The sequence below is a fragment of the Gordonia sp. KTR9 genome, from assembly GCF_000143885.2.
GTDB lineage: Bacteria > Actinomycetota > Actinomycetes > Mycobacteriales > Mycobacteriaceae > Gordonia.
On the sequence record NC_018581.1, the window covers coordinates 4,918,740 to 4,937,885 of the forward strand.

Consider the following 19,146-nt stretch of genomic DNA (forward strand, 5'->3'; position numbering starts at 1 on the left):
CGAGCTCACGACGCCGGCGTCGACGCCCTGGCGCCGTCGGGGACCGAATCGTCTCCCGACTCCCCCGCTGCCTCTTCGGCAGCCCGGCGTCGTTGTCGTGGGATCAGAATCTTGCGGTCGATGACCAGGTAGGTTGCCACCACCGCGGCGGCCAGCGCCCACCCGAGCACGATGTCGAAGATGTAGTGCTCGGCGGTGTACACCAGGGCGAACGCCATCGCGAAGGCGTAGCCCATGAACAGTGTTTTGCCCAGAGCCTTCACGCGTGGCCACATGAAGAGGGCCAGGAGCATCGTCAGACCGGCGTGCAACGACGGGATCGCGGCCACCAGATTGGACTTGCCCTGACCGACCTCGACGAGGTTCGAGGCGGCGTGGATGTTGAGGAAGCCCCAGCCCCGCGCGGAGATGCGTTCGACGTAGGGATTGGCGTCCGGGTACGCGTTGTCCAGCGGCCCCAGCAGCCCGCCGGGTTCTTTCGCCTCGGGCGAGTACATGCAGATCGGGTCGCGCGGGAAGTCCTGGACCTCGGCCGCGGTGCATCGCGCGGCGGCCCACGGCGGAGCACCCGGGACGAGGGTGTATCCGACGAGGGCGAGGAAGGTCGTCGCCACGAAGCACGCCGCGTAACGTCGCCATGCGGCCCGGTCCTTCAGCCACAGCACCGCCGCGACCGCGTACGGAATGATGAAGTAGGACATGTAGACAACGCTGACGATGACCTCCCACCAGGGCGGGGTCGCCTGCTTGAGGTTCTCCTGCAGCCACGCCGTGGGATTGACACCACCGGTCAGCCAGGCGTCGAAATCGATCGCCAGATGCCAGTGGGTGGGCATGTCGACGATGCGCGCGACGTCGCGCGTCCAGTCGTAGAGGATCAGGATCAGCGCGAACGGCGCCCAGTCGATGAGGATCGTGATGAACTTGCGCCGGCCGATACAGGCGGCGGCGAGTCCCAGACACATCAGGACGATCAGTCGCGTGCGGTCGAATGCGAGGCCATAGAGCGCGACGTGCACCGCCATGAGCACGACCCAGGCGCCGATCGCGATGCGCCGGACCATAGTCAGATCGCGGCGGCTCTCCGGGTCGGCCTCCATCTCGGCGGCCGCGGCCAAGTCGTCGAGGACCGGATTCACACCCGCGGGACCGGTGTCCTCGCGATCAGCGTCCTCACGTTCGGTGTCCAGCGAGGAGTCGGTCTCGGCGGTCGTCTCGGGATTCTGGCGCTCGTCGCGCTTTGAAGGTCTTCTGCCCGGCTGCGGGACGCCCATCGTCTCGTCGACACTCACCCGACACAACCCCGCCTGTCACACCCCGCAGGGCAACCACCCACTTAACCTGCCGTCAGTGTAATGGCCATCTCTTGTTGGCGAGCGACCCCGACGGTCAGGCATGTCGGATTCGAGTGGTTTCGGCGCGGCGCCGCCCAGCCCACGCGCGCCGACAGCGGTTTTCGCGGACGCCTCGCCCGACGGGGTGTTGTGGATCACACTGGAGTCGTCGATCCCCTGAAGGAGGCCTCGGTGCCCAATCGCTACCTGCGCTACGGCGACCAGCGCTACATCATCAACAAGGAGGCGGAGGCCCGCCTCAACCGCACTCTCGACGCCGTGTACGCCGACGGGACCCGCGGTCACGAGTGGCTGAACCTCTATCACGACAGCGCGGCACCGTGCCGGCTCCTCATCGCACCCGGGGTGCCGATCACCATCGAGACCGAGCCGTGCATGGGTGAGTAGCGGCCCCGGACAGGGGTTCGAGACGACGGGACGAATTCCGGCGCCCACGGCGTGTCCGCCGATCGACGTCGACGGGGGCGTCCGACCGTCGGTGAGGGCAACTATCGTTGTCGCATGCGCATCGGAGCACATCTTCGCGAGGACGCCGATCCCCTGGCCACGGCCGCCGAGCTCGGGATCGACGTCTTCCAGATGTTCGTCACGGACCCCCAGAGCTGGAAGAAGCCGCAGCCGAACCCCCGCGCGGCGGAGTTCCGAGAATCCGACATCGACGTCGTCGTGCACTCCAGCTACCAGATCAACGTCGCGAGCCTGAACAACCGGCTGCGGATGCCGTCACGCAAGGCCGTCGAACAGCAGGCCGCGGCCGCCGCCGAGCTGGGTGCCTTCGGACTCGTCGTCCACGGCGGGCACCTGCGCGACGGCGAGGAAAGTGCCGAGGGATTCGCCAACTGGCGCAAGCTGTTCGACCGTCAGGTCGACAAGGGCGGCTTCGGTGTCCCGATCCTGATCGAGAACACCGCGGGCGGCGACCACGCGATGGCACGCACCCTGGAGTCGATCGACCGGCTGTGGGAGGCCGTCGGCGACTTCGATCAGGCGGGATTCTGCCTCGACACCTGCCATGCCTGGGCCGGCGGCGAAGATCTGGTCGGGCTCGTGGAGCGGGTCCGCCAGATCACGGGCCGGATCGATCTGGTGCACCTCAACAACTCTCGCGACGAGTTCGACTCCGGTCGCGACCGTCACGCCAACCTCGCGTCGGGTCACATCGACCCCGAGGTCCTCGTCGCGGTCGCCGAGGCGGCGGGCGCTCCGGTCATCCTGGAGACGCCCGGGGACGGCATCCCCGACGATCTCGCCTATCTGCGAGAGGCGCTGTAGGCGTTCACCTCACGAGGTCGGAACCCGCACCGGGTAGGCGGCCACGTTCATGACGACCGTCCCCCGGCAGGGCCCGCCGTAGATGGTGGTCCGCCACACGCCCTTCAGTGATCCATCGCTCTGGGGCTTGTAGGTCGCGACCGACCGCGCCGGCCGCCACACCTTGGGCACGCCCACCCCCTGCCAGCAGTCCCACTGCCAGCTGTAACGATGCACCCACGAACCGTTCTGCCAGGTGTATCGCGGCGGCTGCGGCAACGTCGGATTGGCCGGCTTGGGACCTCCGACGACGGTCGCGACGCATCGACTGCGCACACAGTCGGTCGCGAAGGTGTAGTCGTCGGAGAAATCGGGTTCGCGCTGTCGGGCCGCGAGGCTGGTCCCGGTCTTGGACGCCGCGAACCTCTTGAGCGAGTACACGCCGTCCCACCTCGGCGCTGGCGCCGCGTCGGCGGGGGCGACGCTGACCAGCAGCCCCGCGGCCAGGGCGAGTACCGCGGCGACGACGCTCGCGGAGACGACCACGCCGTTTCGGCGTCCGGCGGTGCGGGCTCTGTACATTCAGTCATTGGACCGCAGATCCGGCCCGCGCGTCGGCGTTGGGAGATTCTCGTGTCGAAGTCGCCGCCGGCGCAGATCACACATCTTCCGATTGATCAGACCGGGAGTTCGGTCTATTCTGGTGGTTACCGGCGAGTAACTTAGCTTGAGCCGAACAGTCACCTCGTCCCGGCCGGTACGCGAACATCTCGTGAGCGATCGGACCGGGCCGAAGACGCCAACGCAGACGGCCACACCAGACAAGGAACCACCATGGGCCATTACAAGAGCAACATGCGCGACCTGCAGTTCAACCTCTTCGAACTGTTCGAGCTCGACAAGGTACTGGAGTCCGGCGACTTCGGAGACCTCGACCACGAGACCGCCGTCGACATGCTGCGCGAGGTCCGTGCGCTGGCCGAGGGCCCGATTGCGGAGTCCTTCGTCGACGCCGACCGCAATCCCCCGGTCTTCGATCCCGACGAGCACAGCGTCACGATCCCCGAGTCGTTTAAGAAGTCCTACAACGCCCTGGTCGAGGGCGGCTGGGACAAGATCGGCATCGCCGAGGAACTCGGCGGCCTCCCCGCGCCGCGGTCGCTGTACTGGGCGATCGGCGAGATGATCCTCGGTGCGAACCCCCCCGTGTTCATGTACGCCGCCGGCGCCGGCTTCTCCAACATCTTCTACAACAACGGCACCGACGAGCAGAAGAAGTGGGCCGCCATCTGTTCCGAGCGCGGCTGGGGCGCCACCATGGTGCTGACCGAGCCCGACGCCGGCTCCGACGTGGGCGCCGGACGCACCAAGGCCGTTCAGCAGGAAGACGGCTCGTGGCACATCGACGGCGTGAAGCGGTTCATCACCTCGGCCGACCAGGACATGACCGAGAACATCTTCCACCTCGTGCTCGCCCGCCCCGAGGGCGCCGGACCGGGCACCAAGGGCCTGTCGCTGTTCTTCGTGCCCAAGTTCCACTTCGACTTCGAGACCGGTGAACTCGGCGAACGCAACGGCGTGTACGTCACCAACGTCGAACACAAGATGGGCATCAAGGCGTCGGCCACCTGCGAGGTCACCTTCGGTCAGCACGGCACGCCCGCCAAGGGCTGGCTCGTCGGCGACGTCCACAAGGGCATCGCGCAGATGTTCGAGGTCATCGAGCACGCGCGGATGATGGTGGGCACCAAGGCCATCTCGACCCTGTCGACCGGCTACCTGAACGCGCTCGAGTACGCCAAGGAGCGTATCCAGGGTGCGGACATGACCCAGATGACCGACAAGGCCGCACCGCGCGTGTCGATCACCCACCATCCCGACGTGCGCCGGTCGCTGATGACCCAGAAGGCCTACGCCGAAGGTCTGCGCGCGATCTACCTCTACACCGCGTCGCACCAGGACACCGCCGCCGCTCAGATCGTGTCGGGCGCCGACCCCGAGATGGCCCACCGCGTCAACGATCTGCTGCTCCCGATCGTCAAGGGCGTCGGCTCCGAGCGCGCCTACGGCACTCTCGGCCACGAGTCGCTGCAGACGCTCGGTGGTTCCGGATTCCTCCAGGACTACCCGATCGAGCAGTACATCCGTGACTCCAAGATCGACTCGCTCTATGAGGGCACCACGGCCATCCAGGCCCAGGACTTCTTCTTCCGCAAGATCATCCGCGACAAGGGCCAGGCGCTCGCACACGTCGCCGGGCAGATCCAGACCTTCATCGACTCCGAGGCGGGCAACGGCCGGCTCAAGACCGAGCGGACACTGCTGAAGACCGCGCTCGACGACGTGCAGGCGATGGCCGCCTCGCTGACCAACGATCTGATGGCGGCGCAGGAGAACTCGGCCGAGCTCTACAAGGTCGGACTCGGTTCGGTTCGCTTCCTGATGGCCGTCGGCGACCTGCTCATCGGCTGGCTGCTCCTCCGCCAGTCCGAGGTCGCCCTCGCCGCCCTCGACAACGGGGCCTCCGACGCCGACAAGTCCTTCTACGAAGGCAAGGTCGCCGTTGCCAGCTTCTTCGCCAAGAACATGCTGCCGCTGCTCACCTCCGTCCGCGTCACCGTCGAGAACATCGACAACGAAATCATGGAACTCGACGAAGCGGCCTTCTGAGACGCTCTCCGCTCAACAAGAACTCCCACCGGTGCAATCGCCGGTGGGAGTTCTTGTTTGCGTGGAGTCAACGCAGATCGCGGCTCAGGCCCACGATACGGCGACGTCACTCGATCACGCTGAAGCAGTACCCGACCGGCTTCGGCTTCTCCGCGAAGTAGGTCCCGTCCGAACCGGAACAGTCGGGCTCGCCCGCGGCCTTCGTGTCGACACGGATGTTGGTCCCGCCCGATACCGGTGAATCACAATCGATCTCACGGATGTCGGCAAGCGCGGTACCACCGGTCGCAGACGGCAGATGGTAGCAACGACCCTCCTGGTACACCTGCGCCAGGCACAGCGCGCCGTCCTCTCCCGCGACCCAGTACCGCGAGTACTGAGATCCGCAGAGTCCCTGCGAGATGGACTTCTCCGCGACGACGAAGTGGAAATCGGTGTCACCACACGATACTTCTGTGGCCTTGAGCGTGTCCGGCTCCGCGGTCACGGTGATGCAGTCGCCGGCATCGACGTCACTGACGTCCGAGATCCCGCCACCCTGCGCCGACGACACCAGCACCCGCGCCACGCCGCCGGCGATCACGATCAGCAACAACACCCCCACGACGCCCAGTGCGACCCACAAGCCGGTGCGCTTCTTCTTCGGCGGCGGCGGGAACGGCGGCCCGGGTGGGTACATCCCTCCCGGCATCGGACCGCCTGGATACGGCTGCGGCGCGCCGTAGGGCATCTGATTCGGTGGCGGAGCCCCGTAGGGCTGATTCGGTGGCGGGAACCCGCCGTGCGGTGGGTACTGGCCGGGCTGTTGTTGTGGCCCGTATCGCGGGTCCCCCGGCTGATATGGCGAGTTGGTCACGCGCGAAGACTACCGGCACCCGCCGGTACGTCCAGCGCATCGGCACCATCGTCAACGGACCAGAATGAATGCCGAGAACTGATCATTCGAGGAGGCTGACGCAGTATCCGGCGGGGGTCGGTTTCGGGACGTAGTACAACCCTTGACCTGGATCGCACGTGGGTTCCCGAGAGACCTTCGTGTCGACGCGGAAGTTGGTTGCCCCAGGCTTCAGCACCGGCCCGTCACAATCGATTTCTCGAATCTCAGCCAGCGCAGTCCCGCCGACCGCGCCCGGCTCGTGATAGCAGCGGCCCTGTTGGTAGACCTGGGCCACGCACAGCGTCTCGCTTGTTCCGGGCCGTGCGTGGACAAACCAATATCGCGAGTACTCCGGTCCGCAATTCGATTCGTCGATCACCTTGTCCGCCACAACGAAGTGGAAGTCTTTCGTTCCACAGGGCACTCGTTCAGCGTCGAGGTACCCCTCGCTGGCCGACACACGGACGCACTCGCCGACGGCCACATCATCGCTAGTGGTGATAGCGGCACTCGGTGGTAGTGAATCCACCATCTTCGACATAATCAAGAAAGCGGAGACAGCCACCACGACAGCTATCACCACCAGCGAGACCCACACCCACGCGCGCTTCTTCGTCCGCTGCGGCGGGAACGGCGGTCCTGGCGGGTACATGCCTCCGGCAATCGGACCTCCATATGGGGGCGGAGCCCCGTACGGCTGAGTCGGCGGTTGAAAGCCCGGGTGCGGAGGGTACTGCCCTGATGGGGGTAGTGGTCCGAATCGCGGATCCCCCGACTGATATGGCGAATTGGTCACGCCGCGAAGACTATCCCGAACCGCGCGAATCCGGTCCCACATATCCACCACTTTTGGGCATATCCACCCAGTCCAGAGGGGGTGGATACGCCCAAAAGTGGCGGATGTGCGAACAGTCAGACGGCCTTCTTCCGCTTCCGCTGTCCCGCGCGGGCCGAAACCGCGGCGCCCAGCAGGATCATCCGCATCGTGCGCTCGGCGGCGTCGGCGAGGAGCTGCTCGCCGTTGGCGACCGCCTCCGACAATGGCATGGGTACCGCGATGATCGAGGCGATCGCGCCGATCCCGACGTCGTGGACCGACGGTGCACCATGCCCGAGCGAACCCCCCAGTGCGACCACGGGCACACCCCGCAGCTGGGCGCGGCGAGCCACCTCGGCGGGCACCTTCCCGTGCGGGGTCTGGAAGTCGATGGAACCCTCGGCCGTGATCACGAGGTCCGCCTTGCCGATCCGATGATCGAGGTCGATTCCCGACAGGCCGGAATCGAGCAGCGCGTCGAACCGGGAACGCAGGATTCCGCCGACCGCGGCGAGACCCGCCCCGAGCCCGCCCGACGCGCCGGAGCCCGCTCCGTGGCGATAGTCGATGTCGGCCAGCCCATCCCGCTGCAGGACGTCTGCCCAGATGTCGAGCGCGGAAGCCAGCGAGTCGACCTGCGCGGGTGTCGCTCCCTTCTGGGGGCCGAAGACCCGGGCGACGCCGCTCGGTCCGGTGAGGACGTTGTGCGGATTGCCCGCGACCACCACCTCCGTCTCACGCAGTCGCGGATGCAGACCGGTGAGGTCCAGCGACGCGGCACGTGCCAGTTCGTCACCACCGCGCCCGATCTCGCGTCCGTCGCGGTCCAGGACGCGGGCGCCGAGTGCTTGCAGCGCGCCGGCCCCGCCATCGCAGGTGCCCGAGTCGCCGCAGCCGACGAGAATCGCCGACACACCGGCGTCGAGGGCCGCGGCGATCAGTTGTCCGACTCCGAAGGTGGTGGTGGCGCCGGGGTCGCGCTGCCCCGCAGGAACGAGCGCCAGCCCTGCGGCAGCGGCCATCTCGACGACGCCGATACGGTTGCGGCCGGCGCCCACTTCGGCCCAGTGCGATTGCACGGGCTCGCCGGTGGGGCCGCACACGGTCAGCTCGTGGAGTCGGCCGTTGCCCGCGGCGGCCAGGATGCGCGCCGTTCCCTCACCTCCGTCGGCGATGGGCGCGATGTCGACGCGCACTCCGGGAATCGTGCGCCGAACCCCCGCGGCGATGGCGGCCGCGACCGACACGGCGTCGAGGCTCTCCTTGAAACCGCTCGGGGCGACCAGGATTCGTTGCGGAACTCGGACGGACATCGGCACTCCTGTTGATCGATCGGACGAGGGTGTGGTGACGGGTAGAGATTCGGGCCAGCAGGACCTGCGCGGCACAGCTGTAAGGAACGAGTCGGTCGGCACGAGACGGTCAGGACGAGAGAAGGGGAAGCCCGAGATGGGGCCAGACCCAACCGGCGAAGACGATGAGCAACACCAGCGAGACCGGTGCGAGCAACGCCGACATCGTGAGGAGATGTCGCGGTTGATAACCCGGCACGTCGTCGCTCGCGGCGAACATGGCGACCGGTTTGGCCGAACTCGTGAGGGTGATGCAGAAACCGGCGGCGGCGGTCGACAAGAAGGCCGCGGCGACCGGATCCACCCCGACGGCCGGGGCGGTCACCACGATGATGGGGATCAACACCGCCGATCGGGCAGAACGGGATTGGATCACCAGGTGCGCGAGCAACGACACGACCGCCGACACGACGACGAACACCATCGCAGCGGCCGGGCCGGTCTCGGCGATGGAACCGAGAGCACGATCCGCCAGCCACTGTGCGGCGCCGCTGGAGTTGAGGGCCATGCCGAGGGCGAGGGTGGCGGCCATGAACAGCAGCAGCGTCCACGGGATGGTCTTGAGTGCCGCGCTCAGCGTCGTCGCTCCGACCGCCGGCGCGGACGCGGCCAGGGCGCCGAGTACCGCGACGATCGCCGGGTCGACGCCGTGCAGCGGTTCGGAACACCAGAGCACCACCACGATTCCGAGAATGACGGACACACGACGCTGCGCGGAGGTGAGCGGTCCGGAGGTCGCCGTCCCGGTCTCCTCGAACGCGGCCGGCGGCACGCACAGCCCACGTGCCCGTTCGTCGTGATCGGTCATCAGCCACAGCGCCGCCTCGGCCGCCAGGTGCGACCACACGATGGCCAGAGGTACACCGAGGACCGCCCAGTGCACGAAGCCGATACCCTCACCCGTTGCCGCCGAGACGATCTCGGCGGTGATCAGGTGAGCCCCGGCTCCCAGGAGCGACCCGACCGCCGAGAAGAGGATCACCAGCGGGAAGACCAGCGCGAGGCACAGCACCAGGCGCGGCCGGTCGCGCAGTACCGCGGCGAGCGTGAGGAAGATCGGGAGCGCGAGTGCCGCGCGCCCGGAGGTCGCCGGGATCGCGAAAGTGGTCAGCAACAGCGCGGCGGTGATCAGATGAACCAACTGACGAGGCGTGCGGGCCCGGCGGACCACCCGCGCCGACACACGAGCGGACAATCCCGACGCCGTGACCGCAGCCGCGATCACGAAAGCGCCTATCAGCAGCCAGATCACACCCGAGCCCAGCGTTCCCGCGAAGGTGTCGGCGTCGATGATCCCGAAGATCACCAGCGCTATGCCGCCACCCAGGGCGACGTAGGTGTCGTCGAGCGGCGAGAAGATCCACGCCCACACCGCGACCAGGAACACGAGCAGCGTGACAACGGCGTCGAACGACAACCCACCCGACCAGCCGGCGTGTCCGACGAACGCGCCGGCGAGCACGATCACGACGAGACCTGCTGCCGCCCAGGGCGACAGCGCTCCGCCGCGGATGTCGGCGAAGCTGCGTCGAGACGGCGGCGGCGGCACCATCGGCCGGACGGGTGGGCGCGTCGCGTACATCGTCACCGGCCCCGGGTGGTCCGGGAGTCGTTCGGTCGCGGGCGGAACGTTCATGGCGACAACTATGGGTCGCCGGCGTGACACCTCCATGAGACGCGGATGAAAGTTCTTTCACGTGACCAGGTCCCGGACAACGAGAAACGCACCGCCGGATCGGCGGTGCGTCTACTCGTCGACGGTCCTCATCGCCGACGTCGGTCAGCTGCCCTGCAGCAGAAGGTTGTCCTTCAGAAGCATGTCGGGGTCGCCCACACAGAACGCGCGAACCAACAGGTAACTGTTGGGGTTGCTCTTGACCAGTTCCTTGCCGTGCCGGTCCGCGAACGCGGTGATCGTGGCGATCTGCTCGGAATCGGTGAGCGACAGATAGGTGCCGCAGGTCATCTCGTCCGGGTCGGTCGCCGCACCCGCCTGCGGCGGGACCGCCGCCGGTGGCCGGGTGGCCCGGCCGGTCGTGGCGGGTGACGTCGTGGTCGTCGCGGTCGAGGTCACCGCGGATTCAGTTGTCGTCAGGGCGATCGGCGAGACCTCGGGGACAGCGGTCCCCGAGGTCTCGGTTGCACACGCGGCCGAGATCAGCACGGCCGCCATCGCTCCGATCAGACCCAGGCCGGCGTTCCGGCGGGAGTCGATCATGGCTGTTGACTACTTCGGTGGCATCCGGATGCCGCCGTCGACGCGGATGACCTCGGCGTTCATGTAGCTGTTGGTGACCAGCTCGACGACCATCGAGGCGAGCTCGTCCGGCACGCCCAGGCGGTGCGGGAACAGCACCGACTCACCGAGCTTGGCCTTGAACGCCTCGGCCGATTCGCCTTCGCCGTAGATCGGGGTGTCGATCAGTCCGGGGGCGATGGTGTTGACGCGGATGCCGACCGCCGACAGGTCGCGCGCGACCGGGAGGGTCATGCCGACGACGCCGCCCTTGGACGACGAGTACGACGCCTGGCCGATCTGGCCGTCGAATGCCGCGACGCTGGCCATGTTGACGATCGCGCCACGCTCACCGTGGGCGTCGAGCGGCTCGTTGCGGCTCATCGCGGTGGCGGCGAGGCGGATGGCGTCGAAGGTGCCGATCAGGTTGATCGCGATGACCTTCTTGTAGGCGTCCAGGTTGTGTGCCGAACTGAACTCGCCGTCGCGGCCGATGGTGCGTTGCGCCCAGCCGATTCCGGCCGAGTTCACCAGCGCACGCAGCGGGCCGAGTTCGGTTGCCGCATTGACCGCGGCCTCGATCTGCTCGGTCGAGGTGACGTCGACGCTGACGAACTGCCCGCCGATCTCCTTGGCGAGTTCCTCGCCCTTGTCCGCGTTGAGGTCGGCGACGACGACCTTCGCACCCTTGGCCGCCAGCTGGCGAGCCGCTGCTGCGCCGATGCCGGAGGCGCCACCCGTGACGATTGCACTAGCTCCATTGATATCCACGACTCGGAGCCTATCGATCGTTCTATCGCTCGGTAAAGTCCCTCCGCGAAACGCCCCGTCGGGTCAGACGCACTTCACGATGGGTTCGGGCGCATAACGGACGGTACGGGTGGACCGGTCGATCTCCCGTCCCGTGCGCGCATCCTTGATGATGCGGGTGTCCGACGTGGTGAAACCCTTGCTCCCGCTGCTGGGGATGCAGTCGTCTCCGCGCGGAACGCGGACGCGCTGCGGGTCGGTCGTCGCGTACCGTTCCCCGGTCACCGACTCCACCTCGAACGCTTTGGTGCCCCACAACCTCACTGTCACCGACGACGACGACCAGCTGGTCTCGATCAGGACGCCGTGCCGCGTGTTGTTGCGGAACTTCAGGTCGATGGCCCCTTCGAAGACCGTCGCCTCCCGCGCCTCGGGGTACCGCGAGATGTAATACGCGTGCTCGGTGTGATCGACGTCCTCGAGTCCGGCGAAGTACGCCGCGTTGTACAGGGTCGTCGCGAACTGGGAGATACCGCCGCCGACGGCGGTCGACGCCCGGCCCTGGTCGATGATCGTCGACTCGACATATCCCTGCTCGGACCCGCGCGGTCCGGTGTGTCCGTTGAGCGAGAACACTTTTCCGGGCATGACGAGCGCCCCGTCGACCTCGGCGGCGACGAGCCGGATGTTCTCCCCGGAGGCACTCGAAAAGCCACCCGTCGTGTACTCGCTGATCAGTTCCGTGACACCGAGCTTGCGGGCGGCATCGGTCGTGAGCTTCGGTTCCACCTCGTCGTAGACGACCTCGACCGTGCGGTTGCCACCGTCGGCGGCCGCACTCTTCGCGACGGCCTCCAGCGTCTTCGGCCAGTTGATCGATCCGCCGGCGACCCCGGGCACCACCGTCGGACGGCCGGACGCGAGGCTGAACCTCGCACTGACCGGGGCGCGCTGCGACGCGTCGAGGTCCGGGGCGAGGACCTGGCGGGCCAGCTTCTCGTCGGCTCGGGGCGTGAGTCCGCCGCGCCCGTCGGGACCGAAGGTCACCATCGACGCCAGGTCTCCCGCGGGTACCTCGACCGTCCGTTTCCGCCGGTCGACGAGACGCACGGGAGCCGACGTCACGCGTTCGGCAGGTCCGGCGACGGTGGCCGCCACGACCTCGGCGCTGACGGTCGGCGAGAAGGGCTCCATGGGCAGGTCGACGGGTCTGCCGTCCAGCCAGTGGTCGACGAGTGCGGCGGCCGCCGCGTCCCGGGCGATGCGTTCACCCGCGGCGGGTTGATCTCCGACGGGCCGGGTGCCGTCGTAGTGCACGCCACCTTCGACCGCCGCCTTCTCGAGAGATGTGCGCTGGGCGTCGAGAGCGGCGTTCATCGCGGTCCGATCCAGCCTGACGACCGGTTCGACGTGGGCGTCCCGGCCGAACAGGGCGCCCAGTCGCACGAGAGGGTTGCGCGGTTGCTCGAGCAGACGTGTGCGTGTCGCGCCGAGGTCGAAGGAGAGTCCGAGATCGGCCGGCGCGACTTCGGCCGAACCCTCCGGCGTCCGCACGATGACCGGCTGGGTCGAGCGCGCCGCCAGCTCGTCGAGGACGGGAGTGAGTCCGGCGGTGTCCCGACCACCTGCGTCGATTCCGCCGACGACGGCGTTGCGCGCGGAATCGGAGCGGGTGGCGACGAATTCGGCGGCGAGGACGAGGGTGACCACGGCGACGACGGCGAGCACGGCGCGAAGCGCGGATCGTGCTCGGCGAGAGCCTGGGGTCACATCTCCATCCATCGTGGCTGACAGCCGGGTGGGGCTGACGAGTGGGCAGATCAGGGGGTGGCCGCAGAACTACGGTCGGAAAGTAGGCGCTCCGGCCGAGCTGTCGGGTCGGGGGTCTGACAGCGCAGCCGGAGCTATAGACATATTTACGCTACTTTTCGGCCGGAAGCATCCCCGGAAGGACGATTCTGCCGAATATGTGACGAAGTACCCCATTTCGTCCCACGAAGGTGAGACGGATCGGTTGATCAGTCGCCGACCCGTCCCACCTGTCGGGATCCGGTCCCTCGCCGCGCCCGATGCGACCTCGTCCGGGTCAGCCCTCGATGATCGCGGTGACGCCCTGCCCGCCGGCGGCACAGATCGAGATCAGTGCGCGACCGCCGCCGTTCTCCTTGATCTGCTTGGCCGCCTGCGCGACGATCCGGCCGCCGGTGGCGGCGAATGGGTGACCCGCGGCCAACGACGAACCGTGGACGTTGAGCTTGCTGCGGTCGATCGAACCCAGCGCGGAGTCGAGGCCGAGACGCTCCTTGCAGTACTCCTCGGACTCCCACGCCTGCAGGGTGGCGAGGACCACCGACGCGAAGGCCTCGTGGATCTCGTAGAAGTCGAAGTCCTGCAGGGTGAGTCCGTTGCGGGCGAGCAGCCGCGGAACCGCATAGGTCGGTGCCATCAGCAATCCGTCGGGACCGTTGACGTAATCGACTGCGGCCGTCTCACTGTCGACGAAGTAGGCGAGCACCGGTAGTCCGCGGTCGGCGGCCCACTCGTCGCTGGCCAGCAGCACGGTCGACGCGCCGTCGGTCAGCGGGGTCGAATTGCCCGCGGTCATGGTCGCGTCGCCGAGGGAGACACCGAAGACCGGCTTGAGCTTGGCGAGCTTCTCCGCGGTGGAGTCACCGCGCAGGTTCTGGTCGCGGGTCAGGCCGAGGAACGGGGTGATCAGGTCGTCGAAGAAGCCCGCGTCGTACGCGGCCGCCATGTTCTGGTGGCTGCGCGCGGCGAGCTCGTCCTGGTCGGCGCGCTTGATGCCGAACTCCTTGGCGGTGACGGCGGCGTGCTCACCCATCGACATGCCGGTGCGGGGCTCGCCGTTGCGCGGGATCTCGATGCCGAGCTTGGTCAGCAACTTCGCGGCGCCGAGGATCTGGTCCTTGGTGCTGCGTGCCCGGTTGACCTCGAGCAGCTGACGACGCAGCCCCTCACCCACGGCGATCGGGGCGTCGGAGGTGGTGTCGACGCCGCCGCCGATCGCGGCGTCGTAGCGGCCACGGGCGATGCCGTCGGCGACCGTCGTGATGGCCTGCAGACCCGTTCCGCACGCCTGCTGGATGTCGAAGGCGGGGGTGTACGGCGAGAGGGCCGAACCGAGCACGGACTCGCGGATGAGATTGAAATCACGAGCGTGCTTCAGCACGGCACCGCCGGCGACCATGCCGAGTTGCTCACCCTGCAGGCTGAATCGGCTCACCAGGCCGTCGAGGGCCGCGGTGAACATCTCCTGATTGCCGACCTTCGCGTACGCCTTGTCCTGGCGCGCGAACGGGATGCGGTTGCCGCCGAGGATCGCGACCGGGCGGTCGGTCCGGGTCTTGGGCTTGCTGGCGGGGTTGGACTGTTCGGCCACGTCGATCTCCCAGGGTCGTGTGCGGTATCTATAGCGTATTCTTACTCATCAGTAAGTTCGTTGTCGAACGACCGTCAGAGGAGATCACCGTGGCCGCCAACGGAAACACTGGCCTGTACTCGAGCTTCGTCCATTCCGCGCCCGGCGCATTCATCGCCAAGCAGGCCGGATTGCCCGTCCCGCCGCCGTTGCGGCGCTACAAGCCCACCGAGCCGCCGCTGCCCGGTCCGGTGCTGCTCGGCGGGTCCGGCCGACTCGTCGAACCACTTCGCGAGATGCTCTCCACCGAGGACTACGACCTCATCCAGAACGCCACGACCGGCCGCAGCGCCGACAAGTTCGGCGGCCTGGTCTTCGACGCGACCGGCATCACCTCCCCCGCCGAGCTGCGTCAGCTCTTCGAGTTCTTCCAGCCCGCGATGCGTTCGACCGCACCGTGCGCCCGGTTCCTCGTCATCGGCACCACCCCGGAACTGGTGACCGACCCGTCCGAGCGTGTCGCACAACGCGCGCTCGAGGGCTTCACGCGCTCGCTGGGCAAGGAACTCCTGAAGGGCTCCACCGTCCAGCTCGTCTACGTCTCCCCCGACGCCAAGACCGGTCTGACCGGCCTCGAGTCGACCGTACGCTTCGTCCTGTCGGCGAAGTCGGCTTTCGTCGACGCCCAGGTCATCCGGGTCGGCGGTGCCGATGCGACAGCCCCGAAGAACTGGGACAAGCCGCTCGAGGGCAAGGTCGCCGTCGTGACCGGTGCCGCCCGCGGCATCGGCGCGACGATCGCCGAGGTGCTCTCGCGCGACGGCGCGCACGTGATCGCCGCCGACGTCCCGCAGGCGGGTGACGCACTGTCGGAGACCGCGAACAAGGTCGGCGGCACGGCCTTCCCGCTCGACGTCACCGCCGCCGACGCCGGCGCCAAGCTCGCCGAGCACGCCCTCGAGCGGCACGGCGGCATCGACATCATCGTCAACAACGCCGGCATCACCCGCGACAAGCTGCTCGCCAACATGGACGACGCCCGCTGGGACGCGGTCATCGCGGTCAACCTCATCGCGCCGCAGACCCTGGTGGAGACGCTGCTGGAGAAGGGTGCGCTGCGCGAGGGCGGCGCCGTCGTCGACGTGTCGTCGATCGCCGGCATCGCGGGCAACCGCGGCCAGACCAACTACGGCGCCTCCAAGGCGGGTGTCATCGGACTCGTCGACGCCTACGCGCCGATCCTGGCCGAGAAGGGCATCACCATCAACGCGGTGGCCCCCGGCTTCATCGAGACCAAGATGACCGCGGCCATCCCGCTCGCGACCCGCGAGGCCGGACGCCTGATGAGCTCGCTGCAGCAGGGCGGCCAGACCGTCGACGTCGCCGAGACCGTGGCCTACTTCGCCAACCCGGCGAGCAATGCCATCACCGGCAACGTGGTCCGCGTCTGCGGCCAGGGATTCCTGGGGGCCTGATGCCGAAGACGATCACACTCCCGGCGGCACCCGGCACCGGTGAGCTGTACGGCAAGGCGGTCACCGCGCTGCTGCCCGGCATCGGCAAGCCGCCGCGTGTCCCCGCCGACGCGACCGCACCCGAGACGCGCTACCGGCTCGAGGGCATACGCGTGGACTCGGCTGCGCTGCAGGCGTATTGCCACGCGACGGGGCAACGTTTCGGCGACACCCTGCCGCTGACGTACCCGTTCGTGCTGCAGTTCCCGGTGACCATGAAACTGATGACGTCCGACGAATTCCCGTTCGGCGCCGTCGGTTCCGTGCACATGACGAACACGATCGAGCGCAAGCGGCCCATCGCGGCCGGCGAACCGCTCGACATCGTCACGCACGCGCAGAATCTCCGCGAGCACCGCAAGGGCATCCTGATCGACGTCGTCAGCGAGGTCAGCGTCGGATCGGAACTGGTCACCACGCAGACGGCTACCTTCCTGAAGCAGCAGCGCACCAGCCTGTCCGACGAACCGCGTGGTCCCGAACCGAAGTCGAAGACCCCACCGCCGCCGGACGCGATCCTCGCCGTCGACCTCAAGCGGATCCGTGAGTACGCGGCCGCCTCGGGCGACCGCAACCCGATCCACATGGGCAACCTGCCGGCCAAGGCCTTCGGCTTCCCCAAGGCGATTGCCCACGGGATGTGGAGTGCGGCAGCGGCCATCGCGAACGTGGAGGCGCAGCTTCCCGACGCGGTCACCTACGACGTCAAGTTCGGCAAGCCGATCCTGTTGCCGGCCAAGGTGAATCTGTACACCCGCCGCATCGACGGCAAGGGCAGCTTCGACATCGCGATCCGCGACCGTCGCAAGGGATTCCCGCACCTCACCGCGACCACGCGGGAGGGCTGAGGGCTTCCGCTCTTCGCTCCCGCGGTCCCGTTTCCATCCCGCTGATTGGATCTGATCAGCGGCTGGGAGGCGGGGCCGCGGGAGCTTCTGCGGCACAGAGGTTGTCAGCTCTCAAAAGGCCCAGAGGCTGCGCTCCCGCGCTCGTCCGGGGCCAAGTCGCTCAGGAGTCGGTACCGACACCCTTCAGGCCGCGCCAGGTGATGCCGACGAGGAGGTTGGTGGCCTTCTCGAGGTCGACGTCGCCCTCGGTGATGCGGTCGGCGACGGCCTCGGCGGCACCGACGATCGAGACGGCGGTGAGCTCGAAGTCGAGGTCGCTGGCGCCCTCGACCGTGGTGCCGGCCTTGATCAGCTCGGTGACCATCTCGGTGACGCGCTGGCGGCTCTCGGAGACGATGCCGGCGAAACCGGCCGTGCCGATGGCCACGCGGTACAGAACTCGCCAGGACTGACGGTGCTCGTGCACGAAGCGGAGGAACTCGCGGATCACCGTGACCGCCTGCTCGCGCTGCGAGAGCGAGGGATCGAAGCCGACGCTCATCGCGTCGATGAACAGGCCCGACTCGCGGGCGATGCAGGCACTGAAGAGCTCGTCCTTGGAGCCGTAGTACAGATACAGCATCGGCTTGGAGATCTGCGCCTCGGCGGCGATCGCATCCATCGACGTCTCACGGAAGCCGTTCTGCGCGAACACCTTGACGGCCGCATCGAGCATCTGCTGCTCGCGCACCGCGCGCGGCAGTCGCTTGGTTCCGCCCGACATGACCGCCACCTCCGTTCACCACATCCGTTCGACCGACGATATCAACAACTTACCAATCGGTAAGGTGAAACCCCATTCGCCTGGGCCGGGCCGACGCAGTTCAACATTTCACCACACCCTTGGACCGCAGGATGCGCACCACCTTGTCGTCGAGGCGGGCGGGTGCGAGACGACCGGTCGACACCGCGCGCTCGAGGTTGTCGAGCACCGAGTCGACGCGGTCGGTGGACAGCCACAGCGCGACGTCGCCGCCCGCGAGGATGAACTTCTCCACCGCCTGCTCGATGGGGTACTGCGCGCTGATCGCCGCCATGCCCGACAGGTCGTCGGAGTAGATCACGCCGTCGAAGCGCGGACCGTCGTAGCCGACACCGGTGCGCAGCATCTGGATCGCGGGCCGGCTGATGCTCGCGGGCAATCCCTTCGTCAGGCCCGGGACGATCAGGTGTCCGACCATCGCGCCCGCGGTCCCGGGGTCACGCAACAGCGTCCGGAACGGCACGAGGTCGCTGTCCTGCAACTCAGCGAGCGAGGGGACGGTCACGACGCCCAGGTGCGAGTCGCCCGAGCCGTGTCCGTGCCCCGGAAAGTGCTTGTACACCGGCGTGATTCCCGCGTCGGCCAGCCCGGCGGCGTAGGCGCCCGCATATCGGGTGACGACCTCGGGGTCGTTGCTGAAGGAGCGGTCGCCGATCACCTCGTCATCAGATTCGTCGCTGACGTCGGCGACGGGAGCGAAGTCGACGGTGACCCCGAGGCTCTTCAGCTCGCGTCCCACGCCGGCCGCGATGGCCCGCACCTGCTCGGGCGTGTTGGTCTGCGCCAGCTCGCGCGGCGAGGCGTGGTCGATGCCCAGGGCCGAGAGCCGCGACACCCGGCCGCCTTCCTGATCGACCGTGACCATCAACGGGATCGGGGAATTCTGTGAGATCCGTGCTGCCGCACCGCTTGTCAGGATCGCCTTGTCGGTCCAGCTCCCTACGAAGATCCCGCCGATCTCCTCGTTCTCGACGATCTGCTGCGCATCGGCCGCCCCGGTCACACCGACGACGATCAGCTGCGCGAGCTTCTGGCGGACCGACAACTTCGCGAGTTCGGTTGCACCGCAAGCGTTCGCGACCGGGGTGGCGGATGTCGACGCCGATGAAGACGTCGCCCCCGCATCGGCCGACGCCGAGTACGAGGGCGTCGGCGGTGGCGAGTCCGGCGTCGACGACGTGCACGCCGCGAGCGCCGCACACACCACGGCGACCGTTCCCGTCGTCACCGCATTGCGAATCCACGCGTGACGAACCCCCTCAGGACGAATCCGCCGGGGTCTGCGAGTTGGGCCC

Annotated in this window: 17 protein-coding genes; 5 read left to right on the plus strand and 12 right to left on the minus strand. The window is 67.8% G+C overall.

Features of this window, described 5'->3' with window-relative positions:
* Nucleotides 1-5: 5 nt before the first annotated feature.
* Nucleotides 6-1,292: a phosphatase PAP2 family protein gene (locus KTR9_RS22715; RefSeq protein ID WP_014928318.1), complete on the minus strand. Its 1,287-nt coding sequence runs from the start codon at nt 1,290-1,292 to the stop codon at nt 6-8.
* Nucleotides 1,293-1,526: 234 nt separating this feature from the next.
* Here KTR9_RS22715 and KTR9_RS22720 point away from each other — a divergent pair, with 234 nt between their 5' ends.
* Nucleotides 1,527-1,742, plus strand: coding sequence for a hypothetical protein (locus tag KTR9_RS22720; RefSeq protein ID WP_014928319.1), 216 nt, complete (start codon nt 1,527-1,529; stop codon nt 1,740-1,742).
* Between the two features lie 114 nt (nt 1,743-1,856).
* The gene (locus KTR9_RS22725; RefSeq protein ID WP_044507318.1) at nt 1,857-2,627 is read left to right on the plus strand and encodes a deoxyribonuclease IV; all 771 of its coding nucleotides are present in this window, start codon (nt 1,857-1,859) and stop codon (nt 2,625-2,627) included.
* Nucleotides 2,628-2,636: 9 nt separating this feature from the next.
* Here KTR9_RS22725 and KTR9_RS22730 read toward each other — a convergent pair whose 3' ends face one another.
* On the minus strand, nt 2,637-3,188 hold the full coding sequence (locus KTR9_RS22730) for a hypothetical protein (protein ID WP_238553978.1): 552 nt from the start codon (nt 3,186-3,188) through the stop codon (nt 2,637-2,639).
* 252 nt (nt 3,189-3,440) lie between these two features.
* On the opposite strand from KTR9_RS22730, the gene KTR9_RS22735 reads away from it, so the two are divergent.
* A complete protein-coding gene (locus KTR9_RS22735; RefSeq protein ID WP_014928322.1) occupies nt 3,441-5,276 on the plus strand; it encodes an acyl-CoA dehydrogenase in 1,836 nt (611 codons plus the stop codon).
* A gap of 106 nt (nt 5,277-5,382) precedes the next feature.
* Here the strand turns inward: KTR9_RS22735 and KTR9_RS22740 are convergent, their stop codons facing one another.
* The 8 genes from KTR9_RS22740 to KTR9_RS22775 form a co-directional block, all read right to left on the minus strand.
* Nucleotides 5,383-6,132 carry an LppU/SCO3897 family protein gene (locus KTR9_RS22740; protein WP_193363207.1) on the minus strand — a complete coding sequence of 250 codons (750 nt, stop codon included), beginning with the start codon at nt 6,130-6,132 and terminating at the stop codon, nt 5,383-5,385.
* Nucleotides 6,133-6,214: 82 nt separating this feature from the next.
* Nucleotides 6,215-6,805, minus strand: a complete 591-nt coding sequence (locus tag KTR9_RS22745; RefSeq protein ID WP_148281226.1) for an LppU/SCO3897 family protein — start codon at nt 6,803-6,805, stop codon at nt 6,215-6,217.
* Between the two features lie 260 nt (nt 6,806-7,065).
* The gene (locus tag KTR9_RS22750; protein ID WP_014928325.1) at nt 7,066-8,283 is read right to left on the minus strand and encodes a glycerate kinase family protein; all 1,218 of its coding nucleotides are present in this window, start codon (nt 8,281-8,283) and stop codon (nt 7,066-7,068) included.
* Nucleotides 8,284-8,392: 109 nt separating this feature from the next.
* Entirely contained in the window at nt 8,393-9,958 is a 1,566-nt protein-coding gene (locus KTR9_RS22755; RefSeq protein ID WP_044507320.1) for an SLC13 family permease, read from the minus strand.
* Between the two features lie 144 nt (nt 9,959-10,102).
* The gene (locus KTR9_RS22760; protein WP_014928327.1) at nt 10,103-10,540 is read right to left on the minus strand and encodes a hypothetical protein; all 438 of its coding nucleotides are present in this window, start codon (nt 10,538-10,540) and stop codon (nt 10,103-10,105) included.
* Between the two features lie 9 nt (nt 10,541-10,549).
* Nucleotides 10,550-11,329, minus strand: a complete 780-nt coding sequence (locus tag KTR9_RS22765; protein ID WP_014928328.1) for an SDR family NAD(P)-dependent oxidoreductase — start codon at nt 11,327-11,329, stop codon at nt 10,550-10,552.
* Nucleotides 11,330-11,392: 63 nt separating this feature from the next.
* Complete coding sequence (locus KTR9_RS22770; protein ID WP_443134910.1) at nt 11,393-13,090, minus strand: VanW family protein; 1,698 nt, start codon at nt 13,088-13,090, stop codon at nt 11,393-11,395.
* A gap of 304 nt (nt 13,091-13,394) precedes the next feature.
* Nucleotides 13,395-14,708: an acetyl-CoA C-acetyltransferase gene (locus tag KTR9_RS22775; protein ID WP_014928330.1), complete on the minus strand. Its 1,314-nt coding sequence runs from the start codon at nt 14,706-14,708 to the stop codon at nt 13,395-13,397.
* Nucleotides 14,709-14,797: 89 nt separating this feature from the next.
* Here KTR9_RS22775 and KTR9_RS22780 point away from each other — a divergent pair, with 89 nt between their 5' ends.
* Together KTR9_RS22780 and KTR9_RS22785 are read left to right on the plus strand one after the other, a co-directional pair.
* Complete coding sequence (locus tag KTR9_RS22780; protein ID WP_014928331.1) at nt 14,798-16,162, plus strand: 3-oxoacyl-ACP reductase; 1,365 nt, start codon at nt 14,798-14,800, stop codon at nt 16,160-16,162.
* The gene (locus KTR9_RS22785; RefSeq protein ID WP_014928332.1) at nt 16,162-17,049 is read left to right on the plus strand and encodes a MaoC/PaaZ C-terminal domain-containing protein; all 888 of its coding nucleotides are present in this window, start codon (nt 16,162-16,164) and stop codon (nt 17,047-17,049) included. Before KTR9_RS22780 ends, KTR9_RS22785 begins: the two co-directional genes overlap by 1 nt.
* A gap of 160 nt (nt 17,050-17,209) precedes the next feature.
* Here KTR9_RS22785 and KTR9_RS22790 read toward each other — a convergent pair whose 3' ends face one another.
* Nucleotides 17,210-17,812 (minus strand): TetR/AcrR family transcriptional regulator, encoded by a 603-nt coding sequence (locus tag KTR9_RS22790; protein WP_014928333.1) that lies wholly within the window; start codon nt 17,810-17,812, stop codon nt 17,210-17,212.
* A 100-nt stretch (nt 17,813-17,912) separates the two neighbouring features.
* Nucleotides 17,913-19,079, minus strand: a complete 1,167-nt coding sequence (locus KTR9_RS22795; protein ID WP_014928334.1) for a glycoside hydrolase family 3 N-terminal domain-containing protein — start codon at nt 19,077-19,079, stop codon at nt 17,913-17,915.
* Nucleotides 19,080-19,146 lie beyond the last annotated feature (67 nt).

What these genes read in the sequence shown, in the direction of transcription:
- KTR9_RS22725 (WP_044507318.1), top strand. Translation starts at nt 1,857, where the DNA reads ATGCGCATCGGAGCACATCTTCGCGAGGACGCCGATCCCCTGGCCACG.
- KTR9_RS22730 (WP_238553978.1), bottom strand. Translation starts at nt 3,188, where the DNA reads ATGTACAGAGCCCGCACCGCCGGACGCCGAAACGGCGTGGTCGTCTCC.
- KTR9_RS22735 (WP_014928322.1), top strand. Translation starts at nt 3,441, where the DNA reads ATGGGCCATTACAAGAGCAACATGCGCGACCTGCAGTTCAACCTCTTC.
- KTR9_RS22745 (WP_148281226.1), bottom strand. Translation starts at nt 6,805, where the DNA reads ATGTACCCGCCAGGACCGCCGTTCCCGCCGCAGCGGACGAAGAAGCGC.
- KTR9_RS22750 (WP_014928325.1), bottom strand. Translation starts at nt 8,283, where the DNA reads ATGTCCGTCCGAGTTCCGCAACGAATCCTGGTCGCCCCGAGCGGTTTC.
- KTR9_RS22755 (WP_044507320.1), bottom strand. Translation starts at nt 9,958, where the DNA reads ATGAACGTTCCGCCCGCGACCGAACGACTCCCGGACCACCCGGGGCCG.
- KTR9_RS22760 (WP_014928327.1), bottom strand. Translation starts at nt 10,540, where the DNA reads ATGATCGACTCCCGCCGGAACGCCGGCCTGGGTCTGATCGGAGCGATG.
- KTR9_RS22770 (WP_443134910.1), bottom strand. Translation starts at nt 13,090, where the DNA reads ATGGATGGAGATGTGACCCCAGGCTCTCGCCGAGCACGATCCGCGCTT.
- KTR9_RS22785 (WP_014928332.1), top strand. Translation starts at nt 16,162, where the DNA reads ATGCCGAAGACGATCACACTCCCGGCGGCACCCGGCACCGGTGAGCTG.
- KTR9_RS22790 (WP_014928333.1), bottom strand. Translation starts at nt 17,812, where the DNA reads ATGTCGGGCGGAACCAAGCGACTGCCGCGCGCGGTGCGCGAGCAGCAG.